This window comes from Streptomyces sp. NBC_00162 (assembly GCF_024611995.1).
Classification (GTDB): Bacteria; Actinomycetota; Actinomycetes; order Streptomycetales; family Streptomycetaceae; genus Streptomyces.
On the sequence record NZ_CP102509.1, the window covers coordinates 1,478,729 to 1,497,908 of the forward strand.

Genomic DNA, 19,180 nt, shown 5'->3' on the forward strand with positions numbered 1-19,180 from the left:
CACCACGGCCGCTGCCGTACAGGAATCGGGTCAGCTTCCCTTGCCCATAGTCAGCTGGCTGCGATGGAAGTCGAAGTGCTGGGTGGGGTACCGGTAGATGTCCGCAAGGGTCATGAAGTCCTTGAAGAAGGGATCCCACCGGACCGGGTAGTGCATGCCGCGGGCCAGACCGGCCTCGGTCTCCGCTTCGAGGTGCCGGTGCAGCGAGGCGATGACCCGGTCGAAGGCGGCGCCCATCCGCCGGGGACCGTAGACCTTGGCCGCGCCGCAGGGGCCGACGTAGTTGATCAGGTCGAACGGGACCGTGGCCGCGTTCAGCAGCCGGGCGAAGACCTTGCTCACCGTGCGGGGCAGCCGCCCGAAGACGCGTACCAGGACGAGCAGTGCCCGGACGATCATGTAGCCGAAGAGCATGTGCCACAGCAGCTGCTTGTTGGTCCAGCGCGTGCCGTCGGTTGCCTTGGCAAGGTCTGCCGCGGAGGGCGCGTCGATCAACCTGTGGAAGGTCAGCCGGGCACGCTCGTAGTCGTCGTGAACGGCTTGGCGGTCCGTCGGGTGGGTGTCCGTCATGGTCTGCCGGCTTTCGGTCGGCACTCCGAATCCGTCGGGGCTTGTGATGATGCCCCCTGCCACGCTCCGGGACCAGTTGCCGGGAAGCGGGTGGTGCGGCGCATTGCCGGGCAGGCCGTATGACGGCTCCGTGCCTACGCTTGAGGTGGGGCGCTGGTCTGGGTGATCAGCTGGAGGCGACACCGATGGGACGACGCCATCATTTCCACGTCGAGTACGTGGGGCACTCGGTCAGTGCCACCGTCGAGGCCGGCCACACGGTCCTGGTGGAGGTTCTGGTCGACGGCAAGGAGACCGGACACGGCACGACGCACGACGACCACCCCGTGACCGTGCACGTCGAGCTGCCCACAGATCCGCCGACTCCGGTGTCCGTACGGGTGACGCCCGCTCCCGGCGTACCGCGTTGCATTCTGGAGGTCCCTGGAGCCGAGGATCACGTCATGTCACCCCGCCCGTTCTGACGGAGCACGCCGGCGGGCCTGGCCAATGAGCGAGTTGCCTGTGGCGCTCCGGCCGTTGCCCCGGGGCTTGGCGCCGACCATCGTCTTGGCGACCCGGCCTCCGACGTACGCGTTCATGGTCGGGATGGACATGCAGCGCAGCCGGTGCCGGCGGCCGTGATCGCCTGGCGGTAGGCGTGGTCGACGACGTCACCCGCGGCGAACACGCCGGGAAGGCTTGTGCGCGTGGACGGGGACTGGACCTCGAGGTAGCCCTCGGCGTCCAGGTCGAGCTGCTCGGTGAACAGCTCGGTGCGCGGGTCGTGGCCGATCGCAATGAACAGGCCCGTGACGTCCAGGTGTTGGGTCTCTTCGGTGATCACGTTGCGGACCGTGAGGCCGGAGAGCTTGCCGTCCTTGTCCTCCAGATCGGTGATCTCACTGTCGAAGAGGAAGGAGATTTTGTCGTCCGAGAACGCGCGGTTCTGCATGACCTGGGAGGCCCGCAGGGTCGAGCGGCGGTGGACGATGGTGACCGAGCGGGCGAAGCGAGTGAAGAAGGTGGCCTCCTCCACCGCCGTGTCGCCGCCGCCGACCACGACGATGTCGCGGTTGCGGAAGAAGAGGCCGTCGCAGGTCGCGCACCAGGACACGCCCCGCCCGGAGAGCTCCTCCTCCACGTCGGTTCAGGCCTTCGGCTTGGCGTCGATCTCGGCGATCAGGCCCTCGATGAGGCCCTTGATCTCGTCGCGGATGGGTCGGACGGCCTCGACGCCCTGGCCGGCCGGGTCCTCGAGCTGCCAGTCGAGGTAGGTCTTGCCGGGGAAGTAGGGGCAGGCGTCGCCGCAGCCCATGGTGATGATGTAGTCCGACGCCTGCGCGGCCTCGGGGGTCAGCACCTTCGGCTTCTGGTCGGAGATGTCGATGCCCAGCTCGGCCATGGCAGCCACGGCGGAGGGGTTGATCCGGTCACCGGGGACGGAGCCTGCGGAGCGCACCTCGACGCGGTCTCCGGCGAAGTGGCGCAGGAAGCCTGCGGCCATCTGCGAGCGGCCGGCGTTGTGGATGCAGACGAACAGCACGGACGCGACAGGAGTGGAGGACATCGTTCTTCCTTGGGGAGTCAACTGCGGGGTTGGAACGAGCGGGTGTGTCAGACGCCGAGCTGGGGGAGCAGCTCGGTGATGTGGGCGTCGATCTCGTCGCGGATCTCGCGGACGACGGCGATCGGGGCCCCCTGCGGCTTGGGGTAGGAGGCGGCGCTGCCGTCTGCGCCGACCTCGGTGAGCGCCTGGACGGCGTGGGGATCTACCGCGGTGGCGGGTTCGGTGCCCGGCGCTCCCTGAATCTTGGCGAGTGCCTCCAAGCGCTCGGCCGTGAGGCGTTCGGCGAGCACGACGAGGTGCGTGTGGACCTGGGCGTCGGTTGCCAGGAGCGCATAGGAGTCGGCGAGGAGTCGCTGCACGGTCTCCGGGGCGAACCTGCCTTCGTGGCGCGCGGCGAGGCGCGCCACTCCGGTGAAGAGCCGCTGATCAGGCAGTGCGGGGGCGGGGGCGAAGACATGAGAACCCTCCACGGACTCCAACAGGTCAGTCCCGGCTGGTGTCAGGGCCGGGTGATGTGACAGTATCAGTCCATGATGACGTCAGTCGACACTGAACTGATCCGGGTACTGGCCGACCCGCTCAGGCTCCAGATCGTGACCCTCCTCGCCAAGGAGACGCTCTGCACCACCCATCTCGTGGAGGAGACGGGTGCCAAGCAGACGAACCTCTCGAACCATCTGAAGGTCCTGCGCGAGGCGGGGGTCGTGGATACGGAGCCATGCGGACGGTACATCTACTACCGCCTGCGCCCGGAGGTCATCGAGGCCATCGCCGGTCAGTTCGCCGACCTCGCTCAGACCGCGCGCGCCACCGCCGAAGCGAACCTCAAGCGGTCCTGCCCATAGCCCGCTTCTTGCCTCACCTGCCCGAGGAGAACCGTTGTCCGTCACCGAGCCCGTCGCCGCCCCCGCAGCGGCGTCCGGCATAGCCGCCGACGCGTCCCAACCCGCGCCTGGCGCGACCCCGCCCCAGACCCCGTTGATCGCCCGCGCCGCCGCCGAGCTCGTCGGCACCGCGGCGCTCGTGGCGGTGGTGGTCGGCTCCGGCATCCAGGCCACCGAGCTCAGCCAGGACGTGGGCCTGCAGTTGCTGGCGAACTCCCTGGCCACCGTCTTCGGCCTCGGCGTACTGATCGCCCTCCTCGGCCCGGTGTCCGGCGCCCACTTCAACCCGGCCGTCACCCTGGCCGAGTGGTGGACCGCCCGCCGCGGCGTCGGGGTCACCGCTCGCGAGCTCGCCGTCTACGTGCCCTCCCAGATCGTCGGCGCGATCGCGGGCGCGATCCTGGCGGACGCGATGTTCGGCGAGCCGCTGGTGAAGTGGTCCACCCATGACCGTTCCGCCGGCAACCTCCTCCTCAGCGAGGTCGTCGCCACCGCCGGCCTGATCATGCTGATCTTCGGCCTGGCCCGCACCGACCGCCTGCGCTTCGCACCCGTCGCGGTCGCCTCGTACATCGGCGCCGCGTACTGGTTCACCTCCTCCACCTCCTTCGCCAACCCGGCGGTCACCATCGGTCGCGCCTTCACCGACACCTTCGCGGGCATCGCGCCCGCCTCGGTCCCGGGCTTCATCGGCGCCCAGCTGGCCGGTGTCATCGTCGGCCTGGCCCTGGTGGCGCTCATCTTCATGCGCGGCAAGCCCGCGACTGCCGGAGCCCCCGCGGCATGACGCAGAGCACGGACGTGGTGGTGATCGGCGGCGGCCAAGCAGGGCTCGCCGCCGGTTACCACCTGCGCCGCCTGGGGATCGAGTTCGTCATCCTCGACGCCCAGGCGGCACCGGGCGGAGCCTGGCAGCACACCTGGGACTCCCTCCGCCTGTTCTCCCCGGCCGCCTACTCCTCGCTGCCCGGTCGGCTCATGCCCGTCCAGCCCGGCGAGGTCTATCCGGACGCGCAGCATGTGGTGTCGTACCTCGCCGACTACGAGAAGCGGTACGAGCTGCCGGTTCAGCGCGGCGTGTGGGTCGATGCCGTCCACCGGGACGGCGCCTTCCTGCGAGTCGAAACCGACTGCGGTGACTGGCAGGCCCGTGCCGTCATCAGCGCCACCGGCACCTGGACCCGCCCCTTCCTGCCAGCTGTCCCTGGCCGCCGCGACTTCGCGGGCCGCCAGCTCCACACGGTGCAGTACCGCAACCCCGAGGACTTCGCCGGGCAACGCGTGATCGTCGTGGGCGGTGGAAACTCCGGCGCGCAGATCGCCGCCGACCTCGCGGGTACGGCCGACCTGACCTGGGTCACCCAGCGTCCGCCCCGCTACCTGCCCGACGAGATCGATGGCCGCGCGCTCTTCGACGCCGCGACCGCCCGCCGCCAGGCCCTGGACGCCGGCCGCACGGACACCGGTGGTGTCGCCTCGCTCGGCGACATCGTGGCCGTCCCGCCCGTACGAACGGCCCGAGACGCCGGCCTCCTCAGCGCCACGCCCATGTTCAGTCGCCTCACCGAGGACGGTGTCGCCTGGGCCGACGGAACGAGCGCCCAGGCCGACGCGATCATCTGGTGCACCGGCTTCCGCCCGGACCTGGCCCATTTCTCCTCGCTCCGCCTGCGCGGCACCCGAGGCCACATCGCCACGATCGGCACCCGCGCCGTCGACGAACCCCGCTTGCACCTGCTCGGCTACGGCGACTGGACCGGGCCCGCCTCCGCCACCCTCATCGGCGTCGGGCGCCCGGCGCGCGAGGCCGCCCGGGAGATTGCGGAACTGCTCCGAGCCTGACCGGCAAGTCAATGAGACCGCAACGCCATGTGGTCGTCGCTGGCCGCAGAGGGGCGCCAGCCCGGAGATGGCCCGGGCGTCGCTGCAGGCGCTCGGAGGTCCGGACGACTCCTGAGCAGACGCCCGGTGCCTTTGCCCGAAGGTGGGGTCGGGCGTAGCAGGCAGGCGCGGCGACCAGCGAGGATGCCTGTCGTGACCACTGATCAGAACCTTGCTCCCCTCCGCTCGACGCACTCGGCACCCCTGGTGTTCGGCGCGGGAGCGGCCATCGGCGTGCTGGGCGGGATGATCGGGCTGGGCGGCGCGGAGTTCCGCCTGCCGCTGCTGATTGGCCTCTTCGGATTCGCGGCACTCTCGGCCGTCATCCTGAACAAGGCGATGAGCCTGGTGGTTGTGCTGGTTGCGCTGCCGGCCCGCCTGGCGGCGGTCCCGGCCGCCGAAGTGGCTGCACGCTGGCCGGTCGCCGTCAATCTTCTGGCCGGGAGCCTGCTTGGCGCCTGGGCCGGAGCATCCTGGGCAGTACGGATGCGCTCCGCCACCCTCTACAAGGTGCTGGCTGCCCTGATGGTGCTCATGGCGGCCGCCCTGCTGGTCACGCACACCACCACGCTGGACACGCTCGCGCTGCCGCTGTGGGCACAGGTGCCCTGCGGGGTCGTGGCCGGGTTCGGCATCGGAGTGGTCGCGGCGATCATGGGCGTGGCCGGAGGTGAGCTGCTGATCCCGACGATCGTGCTGCTGTTCGGCGTCGACATCAAGACCGCCGGAAGCGTCTCTCTGCTGGTGTCCCTGCCGACCATGCTGGTGGCCTTCGCCCGCTACAGCCGTGACGGCAGCTTCGCGGTGCTCGGCACGAACCTACGCTTCACCCTGGTCGGGGCCGCAGGTTCCGTCGCCGGGGCGGTGTTGGGCGGGTTGCTCCTGGGCGTGTTCCCGGACCTGGTGCTCATCCCCGCGCTGGCCTTGATCCTTCTCGTTTCCGCGGTGAAGCTCGCCCGTCACGACTGACCGGCGGTGGGCAGCGACCTACACGCTGGCTGCGCGGGTCAGGAGCTGGGCCATGGCCGCGAGGACCGCCGGCTCCACCCGGTAGTAGACCCAGGTGCCGCGCCGCTCGGAGGAGAGCAGTCCGGCTTCCTTGAGCTTCTTCAGGTGATGGGAGACGGTCGGCTGGGAGACGCCCACGTCGGAGATGTCGCAAACGCAGGCCTCGCCTCCCTCGTGCGAAGCGACTGCCGAGAAGAGCCGCAGGCGCACGGGATCACCCAGGGCCTTGAACATCGTGGCCGTGCGCTCAGCCTCGTCCGCGGTCAGCGGGCGCTCGGTGAGCGGCGGGCAGCACGGCACGACGGCTTCCGGCTCCAGCAGCGGCAACACGTTCACATTCGACATGCGTCTATGTTGACACATGTCGAACTAGGCAGCCAGGGGCACCTCACCTGCGGAGGTCGGAGGCCAGGCGGCGAGCCGTCGCGATGCAGCGGGCGTCCGCGGCCGTCAGCGACGCTGAGGGGCGGCGGTCCGGGGTGGCGGCGTCGACCGCGGCTCGATATCGGCCGGTGTCGAAGACCGGCTGGGTCGGCGGAGTGCGCAGGAAGCGCCCGACGGGGGCGGCGTCCACGGCTGAGCGGACGAGTCAGAAGTGCATGTCGCGACCGAGGATGCGCTGGGGAGCGAACTTCACGGGGGTGCGGCCGGCCAGTGTCGCCCCAGCCGCGGAGGCGAGTTCGACCGCTATCTGCACCGCCGCGTTGCCCGCGCCCACGACGATCACCCGCTGGCCCGTGAACGCCTGCGGACCGCGGCACTCGGAGGCGTGCAGCACCGCGCCCTTGTAGCGGTCCAGGCCTCGGCCCGGTGGGGATAGCGATCAGGATCCCCGCGAAGGCGGGTTCGTTGTCGCGCTGGACGACGGCGCCCGGATATCGGCCCTGTCCGACGACCGGCTTCAGCCCGTGCCTGACCAGGGCGTACGTCGGCGCCAGTCCGGCTTGGCCTGCTCCGACCACGACGACGTCGACGTGCTCCATTAAACGATCTCCCGATTCGACGGATGTCTATGTTGACGCTCATCGAATCAAGTGCCATGCTGGCTGCGCAAGCCATCGACAGATGTCGAAACACCGAGGAGTCGACCGTGAACGCGCCTGCCAACACCGAGCTGCCCGTCGTTGTCATCGGAGCCGGCCCCATCGGGCTGGCCGCCGCCGCACACCTCGTCGATCAGGGCATCGAGCCCCTGGTCCTGGAGGCCGGACCGGCCGTCGGCAGCGCCGTGCGGGACTGGAGTCACGTACGCCTGTTCTCCACCTGGGGTGAGGTCGTCGACCCGGCCGCGGAGAAGCTCCTGGCCCCCGCCGGCTGGGTCAAGCCGGACGAGGCCATCTACCCGACCGGCGGCGACTGGGCCGAGCAGTACCTGCTGCCGCTGGCCGCCGTCCTGGGCGAGCGCGTCCGCGTCGGCGCCCGCGTCACCGGCGTCTCCCGGCTCGGCCGCGACCGGGTCGTGGACGCCGACCGCGAGGCCCAGCCCTTCACCGTTCACATCGCGCACGCCGACGGCAGCGAGGAGCGGCTGACCGCCCGCGCAGTCATCGACGCCTCCGGCACCTGGTCGACCCCCAGCCCCATCGGTGGCGACGGCCTGCCCGCCCTCGGTGAGCACTCCGCGGCCGACCGGATCTCGTACCGGGTCCCGGACCTGAAGGACCCGGCCGTCCGCACCCGTTACGCCGGCAAGCGCACTGCCGTCATCGGCTCCGGCGCCTCCGCCTTCACCGCGCTCGCCTACCTCGCGGACCTCGCCAAGGGCGAGGAAGGCACCCACGCCACCTGGATCCTGCGGCGCGGTATCAGCGGCTCCACCTTCGGGGGCGGCGAAGCCGACCAGCTGCCCGCCCGCGGCGCCCTCGGCCTGGCGGCCAAGGCCGCCGTCGACAACGGGTACGCCGACGCCGTCACCGGCTTCCGCACCACCGCAGTGGAGAAGTCCGCCGATCAGCTGGTCCTCGTCGCCGAGGACGGCCGCCACCTGGACCCGGTGGACGAGGTCATCGTCCTCACCGGCTTCCGCCCCGACCTCACCTTCCTCGACGAGCTCCGCCTCGGCCTCGACGAGCGCCTCCAGGCGCCCACCGAGCTGGCCCCGCTGATCGACCCCAACCAGCACTCCTGCGGCACCGTCTACCCTCACGGCGTGAACGAGCTCTCCCACCCGGAGAAGGACGTCTACCTCGTCGGCATGAAGTCCTACGGCCGCGCCCCGACCTTCCTCGCCATGACCGGCTACGAGCAGGTCCGCTCCATCGCGGCCGCCCTGGCCGGCGACCAGGAAGCAGCCGAGCGCGTCGAGCTCACCCTCCCCGAGACCGGCGTCTGCGGCGGCGCGGGCCTCTTCGATGAGCCCGAGGCCGCCGAGGCGACCGGTGGTGGCTGCTGCGCGGCGCCCGCCACCCTCACCATCGGCGCCCCGGCCTCTTCCGGCGGCTGCTGACCAGCGAAGTGACAAACCTTCACAGCGGCGCGGCCGCGACCGGGACTGGGGTCCGGTCGCGGCCGCGCGGCGCGCTGCCCGCCCTGTGCGCCACCCAGATCACCAGCTGGGGCATCGTCTACTACGCGTTCCCCGTCCTCCTGCCACGCCTGATCGCCGACACCGGCTGGTCCGCCAACGCGGCAACGGGCGCGTTCTCCATGGCCCTTCTCGTCTCCGGCGTGGCGGGAATCCCGGTCGGCCGTGTCCTCGACCAGCGCGGTCCCCGCGCGGTCATGACTGCCGGCTCGGTCATCGGTGTGCTCGCACTCCTGCTGATCGCGGCCGCCCCCAGCCTGCCCGTCTTCTTCCTGGGCTGGATGCTGGCGGGTATTGCGATGGCGGCCACCTTCTACCCGCCCGCCTTCGCCGCCCTCACCCGCTGGTGGGGCCCCGACCGCATCCGCGCCCTGACGATCGTCACCCTCGCCGGCGGGCTGGCCTCCACCGTCTTCGCCCCGCTGACCGCCGTCCTGGCCGAACACCTCACCTGGCGCCAGACGTACGCGGTCCTCGCCGTGATCCTCGCGGCCATCACCATCCCCGCACACGCCCTGGCTCTGCGCGCCCCGTGGCCCGCCGCCCCGCCCCAGCCACCCGCAACGGACCGCACCCCGATCCCCCGAAGCCGCCCCTTCCTCCTCCTGGCCTCGGCCTTCACCCTCTCCAGCTTCGCCATGTACGCGGTGGTCATCGGCCTCATCCCCCTCCTCACCGAACGCGGCGCCAGCCCGTCAACAGCCGCCTGGGCACTGGGACTCGGCGGCGCCGGACAGACCCTCGGCCGCACCCTGTACGCGAGCCTCTCGGCCCGCACGTCCGTCACGACCCGCACGGCCACCCTCATCGCCCTCGGCGGCGCCACCACAGCCGCTCTCGCCCTCATCCCAGGCCCGATCCCCCTGTTGATCGTCCTCGCGGTCCTGGCAGGAATCGTCCGCGGCAACCTCACCCTCCTCCAGGCCACCGCCGTAACCGACCGCTGGGGCACCACCCACTACGGCCGCCTCTCCGGTCTCCTGGGCGCCCCCGCCCACATCGCCGCAGCCCTGGCTCCATGGGCCGGCGCCGCCCTCGCCGGCCTCCTCGGCGGATACCCGACCCTCTTTGCCGTCCTGGCAGCCCTCTCCGGAGCGTCCGTCCTTCTCGCCCTGGGCACTGCGCCGAAGCCCATCGTGGAGCGCCCAGGACTCAGCGGACGGTGAGGCGGCGGTAGCCGAAGAGCCAGGCGATCGACCGTTCGATCTTCCAGCGGCGCCGGCCGAGGCGTTCGCCGGACTCGATGCCGGGCGCCGTGCGATGCGCGCGACGAGCCCGCGCTCGCGCAGCCAGGCCAGGTGTTCGGCGGAGAAGTACGCCTTGTCCGCCGAACGGAGTTTGACGGGTCGGCGCCGCCGTGGTCCCGACGGGACCGGACGGCGGGTATGCCACGGATGAGCGGGTTGAGGGCGAGGCTGTCGTGCATGTTCGCGCCGGACACGGCGACGGCGAGCGGGATGCCCTGGGCATCGGACAGCACGTGCAGCTTGCCGCCCTTCTTGCCGCGATCGACCGGGTTCGGCCCGGTCAGCGATCCCCCGTTTGGCGCGAACGGAGGCCGCGTCGACGATCGCCGAGGTCCAGTCCACCTCGCCCCGGGCCCCGAGTTCGTCCAGCACCGCCCGGTGCAGCCGACGCCACGGGCCGGCCTCGGTCCATACCGTGAAGCGGCGAGGCGCGGTGGCGGGCGACGTGCCGAACGTCGGCGGCAGATGCCGCCAGGCACAGCCGCTGGTCAGCGCGTACACCAACTGCCGTGAACACGGCCCGCTCGTCACACGGAGCGGTCTCACCACCTTGCGGACGAGCAGCGAACCACGGCAGCAACGGGGCGGCCAGCTCCCAGAGTTCATCAGGAACCAGACGCTTCGATAGATCAGCAGCCACGACCGGCAGCATGCCGCACGGACATCACGTCACATGGGACGACCTCTAAGCCTTGATTGGCGCGGCCGACCTGGCGGCCTGCTCGATCTTCGCGCAGTATGCCGCACGGGCTTCCTCGTCGATCTGCCTCTCGTTTTCGGCGCGCACCCCGGTCCGGCCGTCGAGGCCCTCGCGCAGGATATCGGCGTGCCCGGCATGCCGGATGGACTCGCCGAGGACATGGACCATGATGGCGAACAGGTTCGTGTTGGGATAAGGCTCCGGCCACCACGGCACGTGGCCGGGGGCGTCGAGGGGAAGCTCGTTGATCGTCGCGTCCGAGTGTTCCCACGTGCGCCGGTAGAACCCGATGATCTGATCGCGGGTCTCGTCCTCGGTCGCCCACAGATCGCTGCCGTCGGAGTCCTGCCACCGGGGCAGCGGTTCCGGGGAAGGGCGGTCGAAAACCTCGCCGAAGTACCTGGCCTCGACGGTGGCCACGTGTTTGACCAGGCCGAGGAGGTTGGTCCCGGTCGCCGTCAAAGGCCGGCGGGCGTCGTATTCGGACAAGCCGTCGAGTTTCCAGAGCAGCGCCTTGCGGTCCCGCCGCAGTCTCCCGTGCAGGTTGCCTTTCGCGAATTCATCGATCATGCGGCATGAGCCTGCCATGGGCTGCTCGTGGTCTCAAGATCCGGTACGTGGTCCGCAACGACCGGCAGAGCCGAGGCCTGGCCATGGCCGCCGCCCTGACCTGCTACAAGAAGCTCGCGAAACTTGCCACGTGAGACAACCTCTAAAGGGGGCGACCACATGTCCGGAGAAGGGAGGCGGCTCGACGTGCCGCAACGCCGGCCCCAGTCCTGAGATCGAGGCAGGACAGCCTGTGGGGGCTCTGCGGCAGGACCAGAGATCTGGGCACCTTGACAGCCCAAGTGATTAGCCGCCATATTACTTGCATGACGAGGGACGGCATCGACGGCGAGGCACCCACACTCGACCAGGCCAGGCGGCAGGTCGAGCACTACGGCCTGGAGGTCGATCCGCAGGCGGTACTGGTCGCGGTGCGGCTGATCTCGGCGGGCGCGCGGGTCGGCCGGGCGGCCGAGGCGCACTTCGCCCGGTTCGGCCTGTCGACGGGGCGCTACCGCCTGCTCGCCGACCTCGAAGACCACGGCGGGGAGAAATCCCCCTCACACCTCGCGGTCGACCTCGGTGTCTCCAGGGCCACGGTCACCGGACTACTGGACGGTCTTGAGCGCGAGGGTCTGATCGCCCGCCGCCCGTCCACGGAGGACGGCCGGGGCACGGTGGCCGTCCTGACCGCGCGCGGGGCGCAGCGCCTGCGCGACATGGCGTCCGAACATTTCGGGCGGCTCGAGGCGATGGTGGGCGGGCTTTCCGTCGAGGAGCGTGCGGTGTTCCTGGATCTGCTCGCCCGTGTCGTACGCGGCAGTGCGGCCCTGGCCGCCGACTGACCCGGCCCCAGCCGGTTTGGCCCCGCCCTCCGGGCAGGGTCTTTTTGCGGGGTGATAGTTAGCCCCCTAATTATCTGAAGAGAAGGAGGCCAGCATGTCCGCAACGAAGGACAGAACCAGCCGAAACCGGGCAGCCTCCCGGCCATCCCGGCCGTTCACCCTGTGGCGCGAGGTGCTGACCGCCTACGCCGCCCCCGCGCTCATGGCCGGTACCGCCGGAGTCGTCACCGGGCAGCAGGACCTGGCCGTGGCCGCCTGCACCTCCATTGCCGGCACCTCCGCCGCAGTGGCTTTCCTCGTCGGCACCTGGCTGCGACACGGCGGGCAGCCCCGACGGTGGACCACCACCACGCCGCGCGTCGCCCTGACCGCCGCACTCGTCGTCACCGCCGTCGGCGCGGCGGCCCTGCTGGGATGGTTCACCGCCCAATGGCTACCCGCCCACACCCCGATCCCCGCCACCCCGTGGCTGGAGCGCCTGCGCATCGACCTGCCCGTCTCCGCAGCCCTCGCCACCACCATCGTCACCCTGCGCTGGCGCAGCACCACCACGCCGTCCCGGGCATAGCCCCCTCCGACACCGGCCCGCCCGCCCCACGGCCCCAACCCGACCGAGCCCACCCCGGCAGCACCCGCCGCCGGGAAGTCACCAAGGAATGAGCACACGATGATCGTTGTCATGGGAGCGACCGGAGCAACCGGGAACGCCCTGCTCCACAGCCTGCACACGCTCGGCACACCCGTCCGCGCACTGACCCGCACCCCGCACAGGCCGATCCCCGGCATGGCCGGCGCACACCAACCGCCCGTCGAGGTCCAGTACGCCGACGCCACCGACCCCCACTCCCTGCGCACCGCCTTCAAGGGCGCCGACCGGCTCTTCCTCGCCATGGCCAACAGCCCGGCACAGGTCGAACTCGAAACCCGCGTCATCGACATCGCCGCCCACACCGGCATCGGACACGTCGTCAAGGTCTCCGCGCCCGCCGCCGAACCCGACTCCCCCGTCGCCATCTCCCGCGGACACCACGCCGTCGAGGAACACCTGCGCGCCAGCGGCCTCGGCCACACCATCCTGCGCCCCTACGCGTTCATGCAGAACGTCCTGCGCCTGGCCCCCACCGTCGCCCAGGGCATCATCCTCGGCACGACGGGCGACGCACCCTTCAACTACATCGACTGCCGCGACATTGGCGACGTCGCTGCCGCCGCCCTCACCAGACCCGACATCGCCGGTGGCACCTACACCCTGACCGGACCCGAGGCCGTCTCCTACCCCGAACTCGCCTCACGACTCACCACCCTGACCGGCAATCAGATCCGCTACGTGAACCTCACCTCGGACGAACTGCGCGACAACCTCATCCAGAACGCCCACATGCCGACCTGGCTCGCCGACCACGTGACGGAGATCCAGCAACTCGCCGTTACCCGGCCCGAAGCCCCCAACACCACCGTCAGCGACATCCTCGGCCGCCCGCCCCGCACCCTCGACGCCTTCCTGCAGGAACACCAGGCCCACTTCCGCCGGGGAAGGAGCTAGATGGCGCGACAGCGAGCATCCTCCCGGGAACGCCACGAAGCCAGAGGTGCAGTGGCACCGCGTTCCAACAGCCAGGCGGTCGCGTCCACCAGACCCTTGGCGGCCTCGAGAGGTGTGGTGAAGGTCTGTGTCGTCGCTGCGACGGCATGGCCGCCGCCATCCACTTCCTGATCGCATGAGACTTCGGCTTCCGCCTCTACCTCCCAGGGGGACCCCATCGAAGATCCCATAGGCATCGGCGGGGAAAGTACAGATCTGCGGCGAAGGAGACACCCGCGGCCTCGACGAAACCGAACACACCCGCTGCTTCGATCCCCTGAACCCGATGAAACTCAAGGCCGCTGCCCGTCCGGGTTGCACGGACACCGAGGTGCTCGGCCAGAGCCCGAACCCGGGCGCCGGCCTCACACAGCGCGTTACGGACGGCGTCGGGGTTCTCCACATCAGGGAAGACCCAACGAAGATCGCCCTGACTCAAGGGACTGGTATCCACGGGCCTGAGTCTGGCCTGCCGCCCCGCGCCCGCCAGCCCCACGAGCACCAGTCATCGCGGCGCCCGCGAACTCGACTGCCCAACTGCCCATGTTCCCGTGGGCCAAGGCGGCGCAGCCCTCATCGACCACTGCCGAGGCTCCCGAAGACACGACCGACCCACTGATCCAAGCGGGTCCCGAAGTCCGACGCCGAGGTGATCCCCGAGGCCGGCAGGCAACCTGCGTCGTCGAGGTCGGCGTCGGCGACGAAGTCCACATCGGCCCAGCCACCACGGAACAGCACGACCGACAGCACAGCCTCCGCAGGACCGGAAATGACCACGCCGACCGAGTCCGGATCACGAATCCGAGCCCTGTCGATCTCCAGTGGCTGAGGCCAGGAGGCCTCCGCATCCCTCCAGGTCGGCCGGCCCACTTCGAGGCCGGCCGACGTCCAGCCCATGGTCCGCTCGGCCAGAGCAACAGCCGCCTCATCAAGATCAACAATTCTGTCCAGATGGGCGTTGCAACCGGCAGGCCGACCTATCGCAAGGGCCACACCCGAGCCTCCCTCAACAGTGCCCACCCCGGGATTTCATACGCTGCGCGGGTGCCCGCTGGACCGCATGGCCCCCTACCGGCTCGATCGCGGCGGCTTCAACACCGCGGCTCGCCGCCTGCCTGCAAACGTCGCGCGCCAGCCTCCGCGGCAGGCGGACTGCGCCCTACGGCCTCGGAGGGAGCCCAGCCGGAGCCGTCCGCGACAGCCGAAGGGGTCGTGGCCGGGCCTCTCGGCGTGACGTTCTTCTCCCAGGAGGCACACCTCGCCCCCCAACTATCTAACTACTCGTCAGTAGAGTCAGCATTGGTCCGACCAGACATGACCACAGCCTGATTCACATGAGACTTGGCTTCAAGATGCGCGGGATCGGCCGTCTGGTGGAGACCGACACTCCCTTCGACATGACCTACACCGCCGTGGTCACGGTCAAGGACGGGCTCATCACCTCCTACCGCGACTACTGGAACCCCCTCGCCGTGTCGCAGCCCGGCGCCGACTTCGCAATCGTCGGCGGTCTGGGCGGGGCACAGCACACCCGCCACTTCGCCGCGCTGCTGCTGACCAGCGCGCACGGGATCACGGACATGGAGGCCAGCGGACACCTGTCCGCGGACAAGTGGCACACCACGGCCGAGGAACTCGTCTCGACCCTCGTATCCATGGTCGACCGGCGGGCTCGCAGACGGTAGCCCTGCGGGGAGCACAACGGGGCGTGCGGCGTCCATCGCTCGATGCCTCCTGTCGGTCAGGCGGCGTCCGGCCCTGCCCGGAACCTGGCCACGCCGAACCGGGGCCGAGCGGGCAGAGAGCGCACAGGACTTGCCCCGCGCTGCACGCATGCCCGTCCGGCACCGGCTGCCGGGAGGGCCGCACAGCCGGTCCTGCGTCACCGCGGGCCACACCCGCGAATTCACCTGCGTCCTGCTCCCCCAGCATGGCACCTGGCGGGCTACGCACGCCGGCATGGCCCGCATGGCCCGCAAGCCGATGTTCGCCACGGACCTGGACGCCGCACTCAGCATGCACACGATCGCCGGCCACGCCCCGACCACCGCGTGCGTCGGCCACGGCGGCCCGGTCCGTCGCAGTCGCCGGGAGGTCGACATGCCCGGCGGGCGGTCCGGGCCGGCAAAGGCAGTGCCCGTCGGCGTGCCGGGCGTAAGCAGCGGGCCGCCAACGTCACCTCCGGATCAGGCTCCTCGACCATGGGCAGCGGATCGCCGGGCACGCCGAGCAGATACAGCGGGGCTGACCAGCCTCAGCGGAACGCGGCGATATTGCGGGCGGCCCAGTCGGCGAACGGGCGCGGGGCGCGGCCCAGGACCCGCTGGACGTCCGGGCTGACGCGCAATTCGGCCGGGCTCGGGGAGCCGAGGATGTCCAGGGTGTCCTCGGCGAGCGCCGCCGGCATGCTCTGGGCCATGGCGGCCTTGGCCTCGTCGCGGGTGAGGTCGTGAAAGCGCACTGGCGAGTCCAGCGCGGCGGCGAGGGCCTCCGCCTGCTGGCGCGGCGTGATCAACTCCGGGCCGGTCAGCTCGTACACGCCGCCGGTGTGCCGGTCATCCAGCAGGCAGGCCGCCGCGACCTCGGCGATGTCGGCCGGGTCGATGATGGGCACCCCGACGTCGCCGAAGGGCGCGGCGACGACCCGCCGCGCACGGATGGACTCGGCCCACCACAGGGCGTTGGAGGCGAAACCGCCCGGCCGCAGGATGGCCCACTCCAGGCCGGACTCCCGCAGCACGTCCTCCACCGCGCGCATCGCGATCCGCGTCGGGCCGAACGGCCTGGTCGCCACGCCCTGTGAGGAGAGCAGGACGACGCGGCGGACCCCGCTGACCGCGGCCTCGCCGATGATGTCGGCCGGGCCGGCTCCGGCGGCGTGCATGTCGCCGGACAGCAGCAGGAACAGCGCCTTCGCTCCTGCCAGCGCGGGCTCGAGGCCGGCCGGCTCGGTCAGGTCGGCCGCCACGTGACGGACGCCGTCCGGCACGGCCGCCACGTGCCGCGACACCGCCGTCACCTGCTGGCCCGCCTCGGCCAGTGCCCGCGTCAACGGCCGGCCCACATTTCCTGTAGCCCCGGTCACCACGATCATGATCGACTCCTTGTCCGATGCCCTCTGTGGCCTTCACCCTAGGAGTCGGGCTAACTTTTGGTAAGGACATACCTAGAGGTAAGCTCATCACGTGACAGGAAGCGCGCAGCACAGACCGGCCGAGGCGGGGGCGCCGTATGAGGTGTTTCACACCGACTGCCCCGCGCGCGATGTGGTCGACCACGTGACCAGCCGGTGGGGCATCTGGGTGTTGATCTCCTTGCGGAGCAACGACCTTCGGTTCTACGAGCTGCGCGAGAGCATCCAGGGCATCAGCGAGAAGATGCTTGCCCAGACCCTGCGCGCGCTGGTCCAGGACGGCCTGGTCTGGCGGGAGGTCACGCCGACGACGCCGCCCCAGGTCACGTACGGGCTGACCGAGTTCGGTCGGGACGTCGGCGAGCCGCTGGAGGAGCTGTTCGACCGGATCACCCGGCGGCTGTCACCGCGCAACGCGGGGTAGTGGCCGACCACGGATCCCCGCTACACCACCTGGCGGGACACCGCCTCCGCCCCTCCACGCCACACAGAAACCGCCTCCCGGCAGGGCGTGCAGCCCAGCCCAGGAGGCGGCTTTCCATCCATGACGGGCCGTCAGTGCCGTCAACCGGTTCCGGCTCATTCCCCCGCATCGTCAAGGCTCGCGCGGCGGACGACACGTCCTCGCTGCTGCCCCTGCCCCTTCGCGGCTGCCTGCCGTCGACCGGTCCGTCGGCGTCAGTCGATTCCCCCGCATTCCAGTGGGGAAACGGGCGGATCCTTCAGTCGCCGCCCGGTGTGGACTCCATGGTCCGTGCGGCCTCCTCGGAGCGCCTCTCCATCTCGTCCGGCGGTACGTCCTCGATGTGCGTGGCGATGTTCCAGCGGTGGCCGAACGGGTCCTCGAACTGGCCGGTGCGGTCGCCGTAGAACTCGTCCTTGATCGGCCGCAGCTCGGTAGCGCCCTGGGCGAGGGCCTCGGCGAACACCGCGTCGACGTCCTCGACGTACACGTGCAGGGTGACGGGCGTACCGCCCACCGACTTCGGCGAGCGGAATCCCATGTCCGGGTACTCGTCCGCGAGCATGATGAGCGAGTTGCCGAGCTCCAGCTCGGCGTGGCCGATCTTGCCTCCGGGTGCGGCCATCCTCATCCGCTCCCGTGCGCCGAGCACGGAGACGTAGAACTCGATCGCGGCCGCGGCACCGTCGATGCAGAGGTACGGAGTGACGCGCGGGTATCCCTCAGGAATGGGCTGGACACTCACCGGCCACCTGCCTTTCCGGACCGTGGCGGCCACGCCGACCGCCGCCTGCGCCCAGGGATATCCCGAAGGTGACGCATACGTGCCCGCGCCGCGCGCAGCCGGGCACCCCGGATACCCCAAAGGGCTGCGGACCCGGCGGGGCCGGCCACAGCGAATCAGCTGTGGCCGGTGTGGCTGGGGCGCCCAGCGTCTCGCTCACCGACGTCAACCTTGATCCGCCGCACCCACCGCCGAGCCGGCGAATCAAGCCTCTTCGGTCGAGGAGGGCGGTGGCTTCGATCTCGACGAAGTGCTCGGGTACGTCCGGGAAGAACGCACTTTCCCGTGACTCGGGAACCAGATGGTCACCAAGCAGTACACAGGCTCGGCCGAGGACGCCGACCTCAGGCGCGCAGACCCCTGGCACAGGCGTCCTCTTCGCGCCCTCCTGGGGCGCGGCGGCATACCGCAGATCCGCAGGATGGCGGCCGTGCTCCAGTTCGCCGGGCTCGAAGCCCGTCAGAAAGGCGTCCGGCCATCCGGGCAGGCTTCGAGCCGTGCTGCGAGGGCGAGGAGTCACAGCATCCGATGTGCCCGCACGCTGCGCACCCCGGCACCGCCGACGCGGCCGCGGAAACGCACTCGGGACCCGGCGTAGCGGTAGTGGCTCCGCGTGACGCAGGTGAGAGTTCTTCAGTTGATCACTTCAGAGACTGATGGCAGGATCGTCCGCCGGAATTCGGACAAGTGAGATACACGAACGGGGAGTTGGGGCATGCGTGTGATGACCGGGACGGGCACTGCCACAGTGCTGCTGGTGGTGTCGGCACTCTTCGTGCCCGGCTGCGGCGCCGAACCGTCGAAGGGCGCGGGCACACCGGGGACGGGGGCCGCCTCCAAGCCTGCGGCGGGTGCGGGCGCCGGCGCGGGCTCGGGCACTTCCGCGGCGGAGTTCTCCACCGTGTTCAACACCGAGCGGAAGATCCAGGCGGCGCTGCCCGACCCCGATTCGATGAAGGGCTGGAAGCCGAAGACGGGCAGCGCGAACGTCGTCGAGCAGCCCACGCCGCCGGCACAGTGCGGCCCCGACTGGGACTGCGCCGCCGTGGCCGACGGCTCTGCGAAGTTCGAGGAGGTCGGGGAAACCGTCATCTTCCATTTGCACGCCTTCACCGACCAATCCACTGCGCAGGACGCCTGCCGCAAGGAGGCGACGCAGATGGCCAAATACACCAAGGCTGAGGTCGCACCCCTCGACGGCGCCACGAGCCGCGCGTACTACCGCAATGCCGGAGGCCTCGACGGCATCAACGTCAGCCTCTGCCTGGGTACCGTCGTCGGCCGGGTCACCATTGAGGGCGGGGGAAGCAACCTGGATCCCGAAACCGCGCACTCCATGGCCCGCATCCTCATCGACCGTGTCCGCAAGGCCGCCGCAGCATCCTGACCCCCTCCCACAGCCGCACCGCAGCCGCAGCGAGAAAGGCATCCGCTTGGGCGGACGACTCCTCAGTGCAGCCG

Annotated in this window: 23 protein-coding genes and 3 pseudogenes; 14 read left to right on the forward strand and 12 right to left on the reverse strand. The window is 70.4% G+C overall.

Annotated elements, in window-relative coordinates:
• Positions 1-30: 30 nt before the first annotated feature.
• Positions 31-594 (reverse strand): DinB family protein, encoded by a 564-nt coding sequence (locus JIW86_RS07580; protein ID WP_257553077.1) that lies wholly within the window; start codon positions 592-594, stop codon positions 31-33.
• A 161-nt stretch (positions 595-755) separates the two neighbouring features.
• Between JIW86_RS07580 and JIW86_RS07585 the strand changes: the two genes are divergently transcribed.
• Positions 756-1,034: a hypothetical protein gene (locus tag JIW86_RS07585; protein WP_257553078.1), complete on the forward strand. Its 279-nt coding sequence runs from the start codon at positions 756-758 to the stop codon at positions 1,032-1,034.
• Positions 1,035-1,147: 113 nt separating this feature from the next.
• On the opposite strand, the pseudogene JIW86_RS07590 reads toward JIW86_RS07585, so the two are convergent.
• The 3 genes and pseudogenes from JIW86_RS07590 to JIW86_RS07600 form a co-directional block, all read right to left on the reverse strand.
• Positions 1,148-1,690, reverse strand: a pseudogene (locus JIW86_RS07590) (NAD(P)/FAD-dependent oxidoreductase); the annotation flags it as partial.
• 9 nt (positions 1,691-1,699) lie between these two features.
• Complete coding sequence (locus tag JIW86_RS07595) at positions 1,700-2,119, reverse strand: arsenate reductase ArsC (protein WP_257553079.1); 420 nt, start codon at positions 2,117-2,119, stop codon at positions 1,700-1,702.
• Between the two features lie 47 nt (positions 2,120-2,166).
• The gene (locus tag JIW86_RS07600; protein ID WP_257553080.1) at positions 2,167-2,589 is read right to left on the reverse strand and encodes a three-helix bundle dimerization domain-containing protein; all 423 of its coding nucleotides are present in this window, start codon (positions 2,587-2,589) and stop codon (positions 2,167-2,169) included.
• Between the two features lie 60 nt (positions 2,590-2,649).
• Here JIW86_RS07600 and JIW86_RS07605 point away from each other — a divergent pair, with 60 nt between their 5' ends.
• From JIW86_RS07605 to JIW86_RS07620, 4 genes are all read left to right on the forward strand, one after another.
• Entirely contained in the window at positions 2,650-2,964 is a 315-nt protein-coding gene (locus JIW86_RS07605; protein ID WP_112447650.1) for an ArsR/SmtB family transcription factor, read from the forward strand.
• Between the two features lie 34 nt (positions 2,965-2,998).
• The gene (locus JIW86_RS07610; protein ID WP_257553083.1) at positions 2,999-3,790 is read left to right on the forward strand and encodes an aquaporin; all 792 of its coding nucleotides are present in this window, start codon (positions 2,999-3,001) and stop codon (positions 3,788-3,790) included.
• Positions 3,787-4,845, forward strand: coding sequence for an ArsO family NAD(P)H-dependent flavin-containing monooxygenase (locus JIW86_RS07615; protein ID WP_257553084.1), 1,059 nt, complete (start codon positions 3,787-3,789; stop codon positions 4,843-4,845). The genes JIW86_RS07610 and JIW86_RS07615 overlap by 4 nt, the downstream gene beginning before the upstream one ends.
• A 183-nt stretch (positions 4,846-5,028) precedes the next feature.
• Positions 5,029-5,853 (forward strand): sulfite exporter TauE/SafE family protein, encoded by an 825-nt coding sequence (locus JIW86_RS07620; protein ID WP_257559246.1) that lies wholly within the window; start codon positions 5,029-5,031, stop codon positions 5,851-5,853.
• Positions 5,854-5,871: 18 nt separating this feature from the next.
• Here the strand turns inward: JIW86_RS07620 and JIW86_RS07625 are convergent, their stop codons facing one another.
• Genes JIW86_RS07625 through JIW86_RS07635 form a run of 3 tightly spaced genes read right to left on the reverse strand, consistent with a single transcriptional unit; the run spans position 5,872 to position 6,670 of the window.
• Positions 5,872-6,237 (reverse strand): ArsR/SmtB family transcription factor, encoded by a 366-nt coding sequence (locus JIW86_RS07625; protein WP_257553085.1) that lies wholly within the window; start codon positions 6,235-6,237, stop codon positions 5,872-5,874.
• A gap of 43 nt (positions 6,238-6,280) precedes the next feature.
• Entirely contained in the window at positions 6,281-6,466 is a 186-nt protein-coding gene (locus tag JIW86_RS07630; RefSeq protein ID WP_257553086.1) for a hypothetical protein, read from the reverse strand.
• Between the two features lie 15 nt (positions 6,467-6,481).
• Positions 6,482-6,670, reverse strand: a complete 189-nt coding sequence (locus JIW86_RS07635) for a hypothetical protein (RefSeq protein ID WP_257553087.1) — start codon at positions 6,668-6,670, stop codon at positions 6,482-6,484.
• Positions 6,671-6,982: 312 nt separating this feature from the next.
• On the opposite strand from JIW86_RS07635, the gene JIW86_RS07640 reads away from it, so the two are divergent.
• Both JIW86_RS07640 and JIW86_RS07645 read left to right on the forward strand, forming a co-directional pair.
• On the forward strand, positions 6,983-8,338 hold the full coding sequence (locus tag JIW86_RS07640) for an NAD(P)-binding domain-containing protein (protein WP_257553088.1): 1,356 nt from the start codon (positions 6,983-6,985) through the stop codon (positions 8,336-8,338).
• An 8-nt stretch (positions 8,339-8,346) separates the two neighbouring features.
• Positions 8,347-9,582 (forward strand): MFS transporter, encoded by a 1,236-nt coding sequence (locus JIW86_RS07645; RefSeq protein WP_257553089.1) that lies wholly within the window; start codon positions 8,347-8,349, stop codon positions 9,580-9,582.
• A 471-nt stretch (positions 9,583-10,053) separates the two neighbouring features.
• Here JIW86_RS07645 and JIW86_RS42115 read toward each other — a convergent pair.
• Positions 10,054-10,269, reverse strand: a pseudogene (locus JIW86_RS42115) (transposase); the annotation flags it as partial.
• A gap of 79 nt (positions 10,270-10,348) precedes the next feature.
• Positions 10,349-10,933, reverse strand: a complete 585-nt coding sequence (locus JIW86_RS07650; RefSeq protein ID WP_257553090.1) for a DinB family protein — start codon at positions 10,931-10,933, stop codon at positions 10,349-10,351.
• Between the two features lie 5 nt (positions 10,934-10,938).
• Between JIW86_RS07650 and JIW86_RS07655 the strand changes: the two genes are divergently transcribed.
• The 4 genes from JIW86_RS07655 (at position 10,939) to JIW86_RS07670 (ending at position 13,300) form a co-directional block, all read left to right on the forward strand.
• Complete coding sequence (locus JIW86_RS07655; protein ID WP_257553091.1) at positions 10,939-11,067, forward strand: hypothetical protein; 129 nt, start codon at positions 10,939-10,941, stop codon at positions 11,065-11,067.
• Positions 11,068-11,238: 171 nt separating this feature from the next.
• Positions 11,239-11,757 (forward strand): MarR family winged helix-turn-helix transcriptional regulator, encoded by a 519-nt coding sequence (locus JIW86_RS07660; RefSeq protein ID WP_257553092.1) that lies wholly within the window; start codon positions 11,239-11,241, stop codon positions 11,755-11,757.
• A 94-nt stretch (positions 11,758-11,851) separates the two neighbouring features.
• Entirely contained in the window at positions 11,852-12,325 is a 474-nt protein-coding gene (locus JIW86_RS07665) for a hypothetical protein (protein ID WP_257553093.1), read from the forward strand.
• Between the two features lie 99 nt (positions 12,326-12,424).
• The gene (locus JIW86_RS07670; protein WP_257553094.1) at positions 12,425-13,300 is read left to right on the forward strand and encodes an NmrA family NAD(P)-binding protein; all 876 of its coding nucleotides are present in this window, start codon (positions 12,425-12,427) and stop codon (positions 13,298-13,300) included.
• A gap of 612 nt (positions 13,301-13,912) precedes the next feature.
• Here the strand turns inward: JIW86_RS07670 and JIW86_RS07675 are convergent.
• Positions 13,913-14,332 carry a hypothetical protein gene (locus JIW86_RS07675; RefSeq protein WP_257553095.1) on the reverse strand — a complete coding sequence of 140 codons (420 nt, stop codon included), beginning with the start codon at positions 14,330-14,332 and terminating at the stop codon, positions 13,913-13,915.
• 356 nt (positions 14,333-14,688) lie between these two features.
• Here JIW86_RS07675 and JIW86_RS07680 point away from each other — a divergent pair.
• A pseudogene (locus JIW86_RS07680) lies at positions 14,689-14,835 on the forward strand (nuclear transport factor 2 family protein); the annotation flags it as partial.
• Positions 14,836-15,593: 758 nt separating this feature from the next.
• On the opposite strand, the gene JIW86_RS07685 reads toward JIW86_RS07680, so the two are convergent.
• Positions 15,594-16,433: an SDR family oxidoreductase gene (locus JIW86_RS07685; protein ID WP_257553096.1), complete on the reverse strand. Its 840-nt coding sequence runs from the start codon at positions 16,431-16,433 to the stop codon at positions 15,594-15,596.
• Positions 16,434-16,524: 91 nt separating this feature from the next.
• On the opposite strand from JIW86_RS07685, the gene JIW86_RS07690 reads away from it, so the two are divergent.
• Entirely contained in the window at positions 16,525-16,896 is a 372-nt protein-coding gene (locus JIW86_RS07690) for a winged helix-turn-helix transcriptional regulator (protein ID WP_257553097.1), read from the forward strand.
• A 298-nt stretch (positions 16,897-17,194) separates the two neighbouring features.
• On the opposite strand, the gene JIW86_RS07695 is transcribed toward JIW86_RS07690, so the two are convergent.
• Positions 17,195-17,680 (reverse strand): VOC family protein, encoded by a 486-nt coding sequence (locus JIW86_RS07695; protein ID WP_257553098.1) that lies wholly within the window; start codon positions 17,678-17,680, stop codon positions 17,195-17,197.
• A 787-nt stretch (positions 17,681-18,467) separates the two neighbouring features.
• Here JIW86_RS07695 and JIW86_RS07700 point away from each other — a divergent pair.
• The gene (locus tag JIW86_RS07700; RefSeq protein ID WP_257553099.1) at positions 18,468-19,106 is read left to right on the forward strand and encodes a hypothetical protein; all 639 of its coding nucleotides are present in this window, start codon (positions 18,468-18,470) and stop codon (positions 19,104-19,106) included.
• Positions 19,107-19,180: the final 74 nt, after the last annotated feature.

Bases quoted from the DNA above. Each gene is read 5' to 3' on its own strand.
- JIW86_RS07620 (WP_257559246.1), top strand. From the start codon at position 5,029: ATGCCTGTCGTGACCACTGATCAGAACCTTGCTCCCCTCCGCTCGACG.
- JIW86_RS07660 (WP_257553092.1), top strand. From the start codon at position 11,239: ATGACGAGGGACGGCATCGACGGCGAGGCACCCACACTCGACCAGGCC.
- JIW86_RS07655 (WP_257553091.1), top strand. From the start codon at position 10,939: ATGAGCCTGCCATGGGCTGCTCGTGGTCTCAAGATCCGGTACGTGGTC.
- JIW86_RS07650 (WP_257553090.1), bottom strand. From the start codon at position 10,933: ATGATCGATGAATTCGCGAAAGGCAACCTGCACGGGAGACTGCGGCGG.
- JIW86_RS07605 (WP_112447650.1), top strand. From the start codon at position 2,650: ATGATGACGTCAGTCGACACTGAACTGATCCGGGTACTGGCCGACCCG.
- JIW86_RS07665 (WP_257553093.1), top strand. From the start codon at position 11,852: ATGTCCGCAACGAAGGACAGAACCAGCCGAAACCGGGCAGCCTCCCGG.
- JIW86_RS07625 (WP_257553085.1), bottom strand. From the start codon at position 6,237: ATGTCGAATGTGAACGTGTTGCCGCTGCTGGAGCCGGAAGCCGTCGTG.
- JIW86_RS07615 (WP_257553084.1), top strand. From the start codon at position 3,787: ATGACGCAGAGCACGGACGTGGTGGTGATCGGCGGCGGCCAAGCAGGG.
- JIW86_RS07595 (WP_257553079.1), bottom strand. From the start codon at position 2,119: ATGTCCTCCACTCCTGTCGCGTCCGTGCTGTTCGTCTGCATCCACAAC.
- JIW86_RS07685 (WP_257553096.1), bottom strand. From the start codon at position 16,433: ATGATCGTGGTGACCGGGGCTACAGGAAATGTGGGCCGGCCGTTGACG.
- JIW86_RS07670 (WP_257553094.1), top strand. From the start codon at position 12,425: ATGATCGTTGTCATGGGAGCGACCGGAGCAACCGGGAACGCCCTGCTC.
- JIW86_RS07585 (WP_257553078.1), top strand. From the start codon at position 756: ATGGGACGACGCCATCATTTCCACGTCGAGTACGTGGGGCACTCGGTC.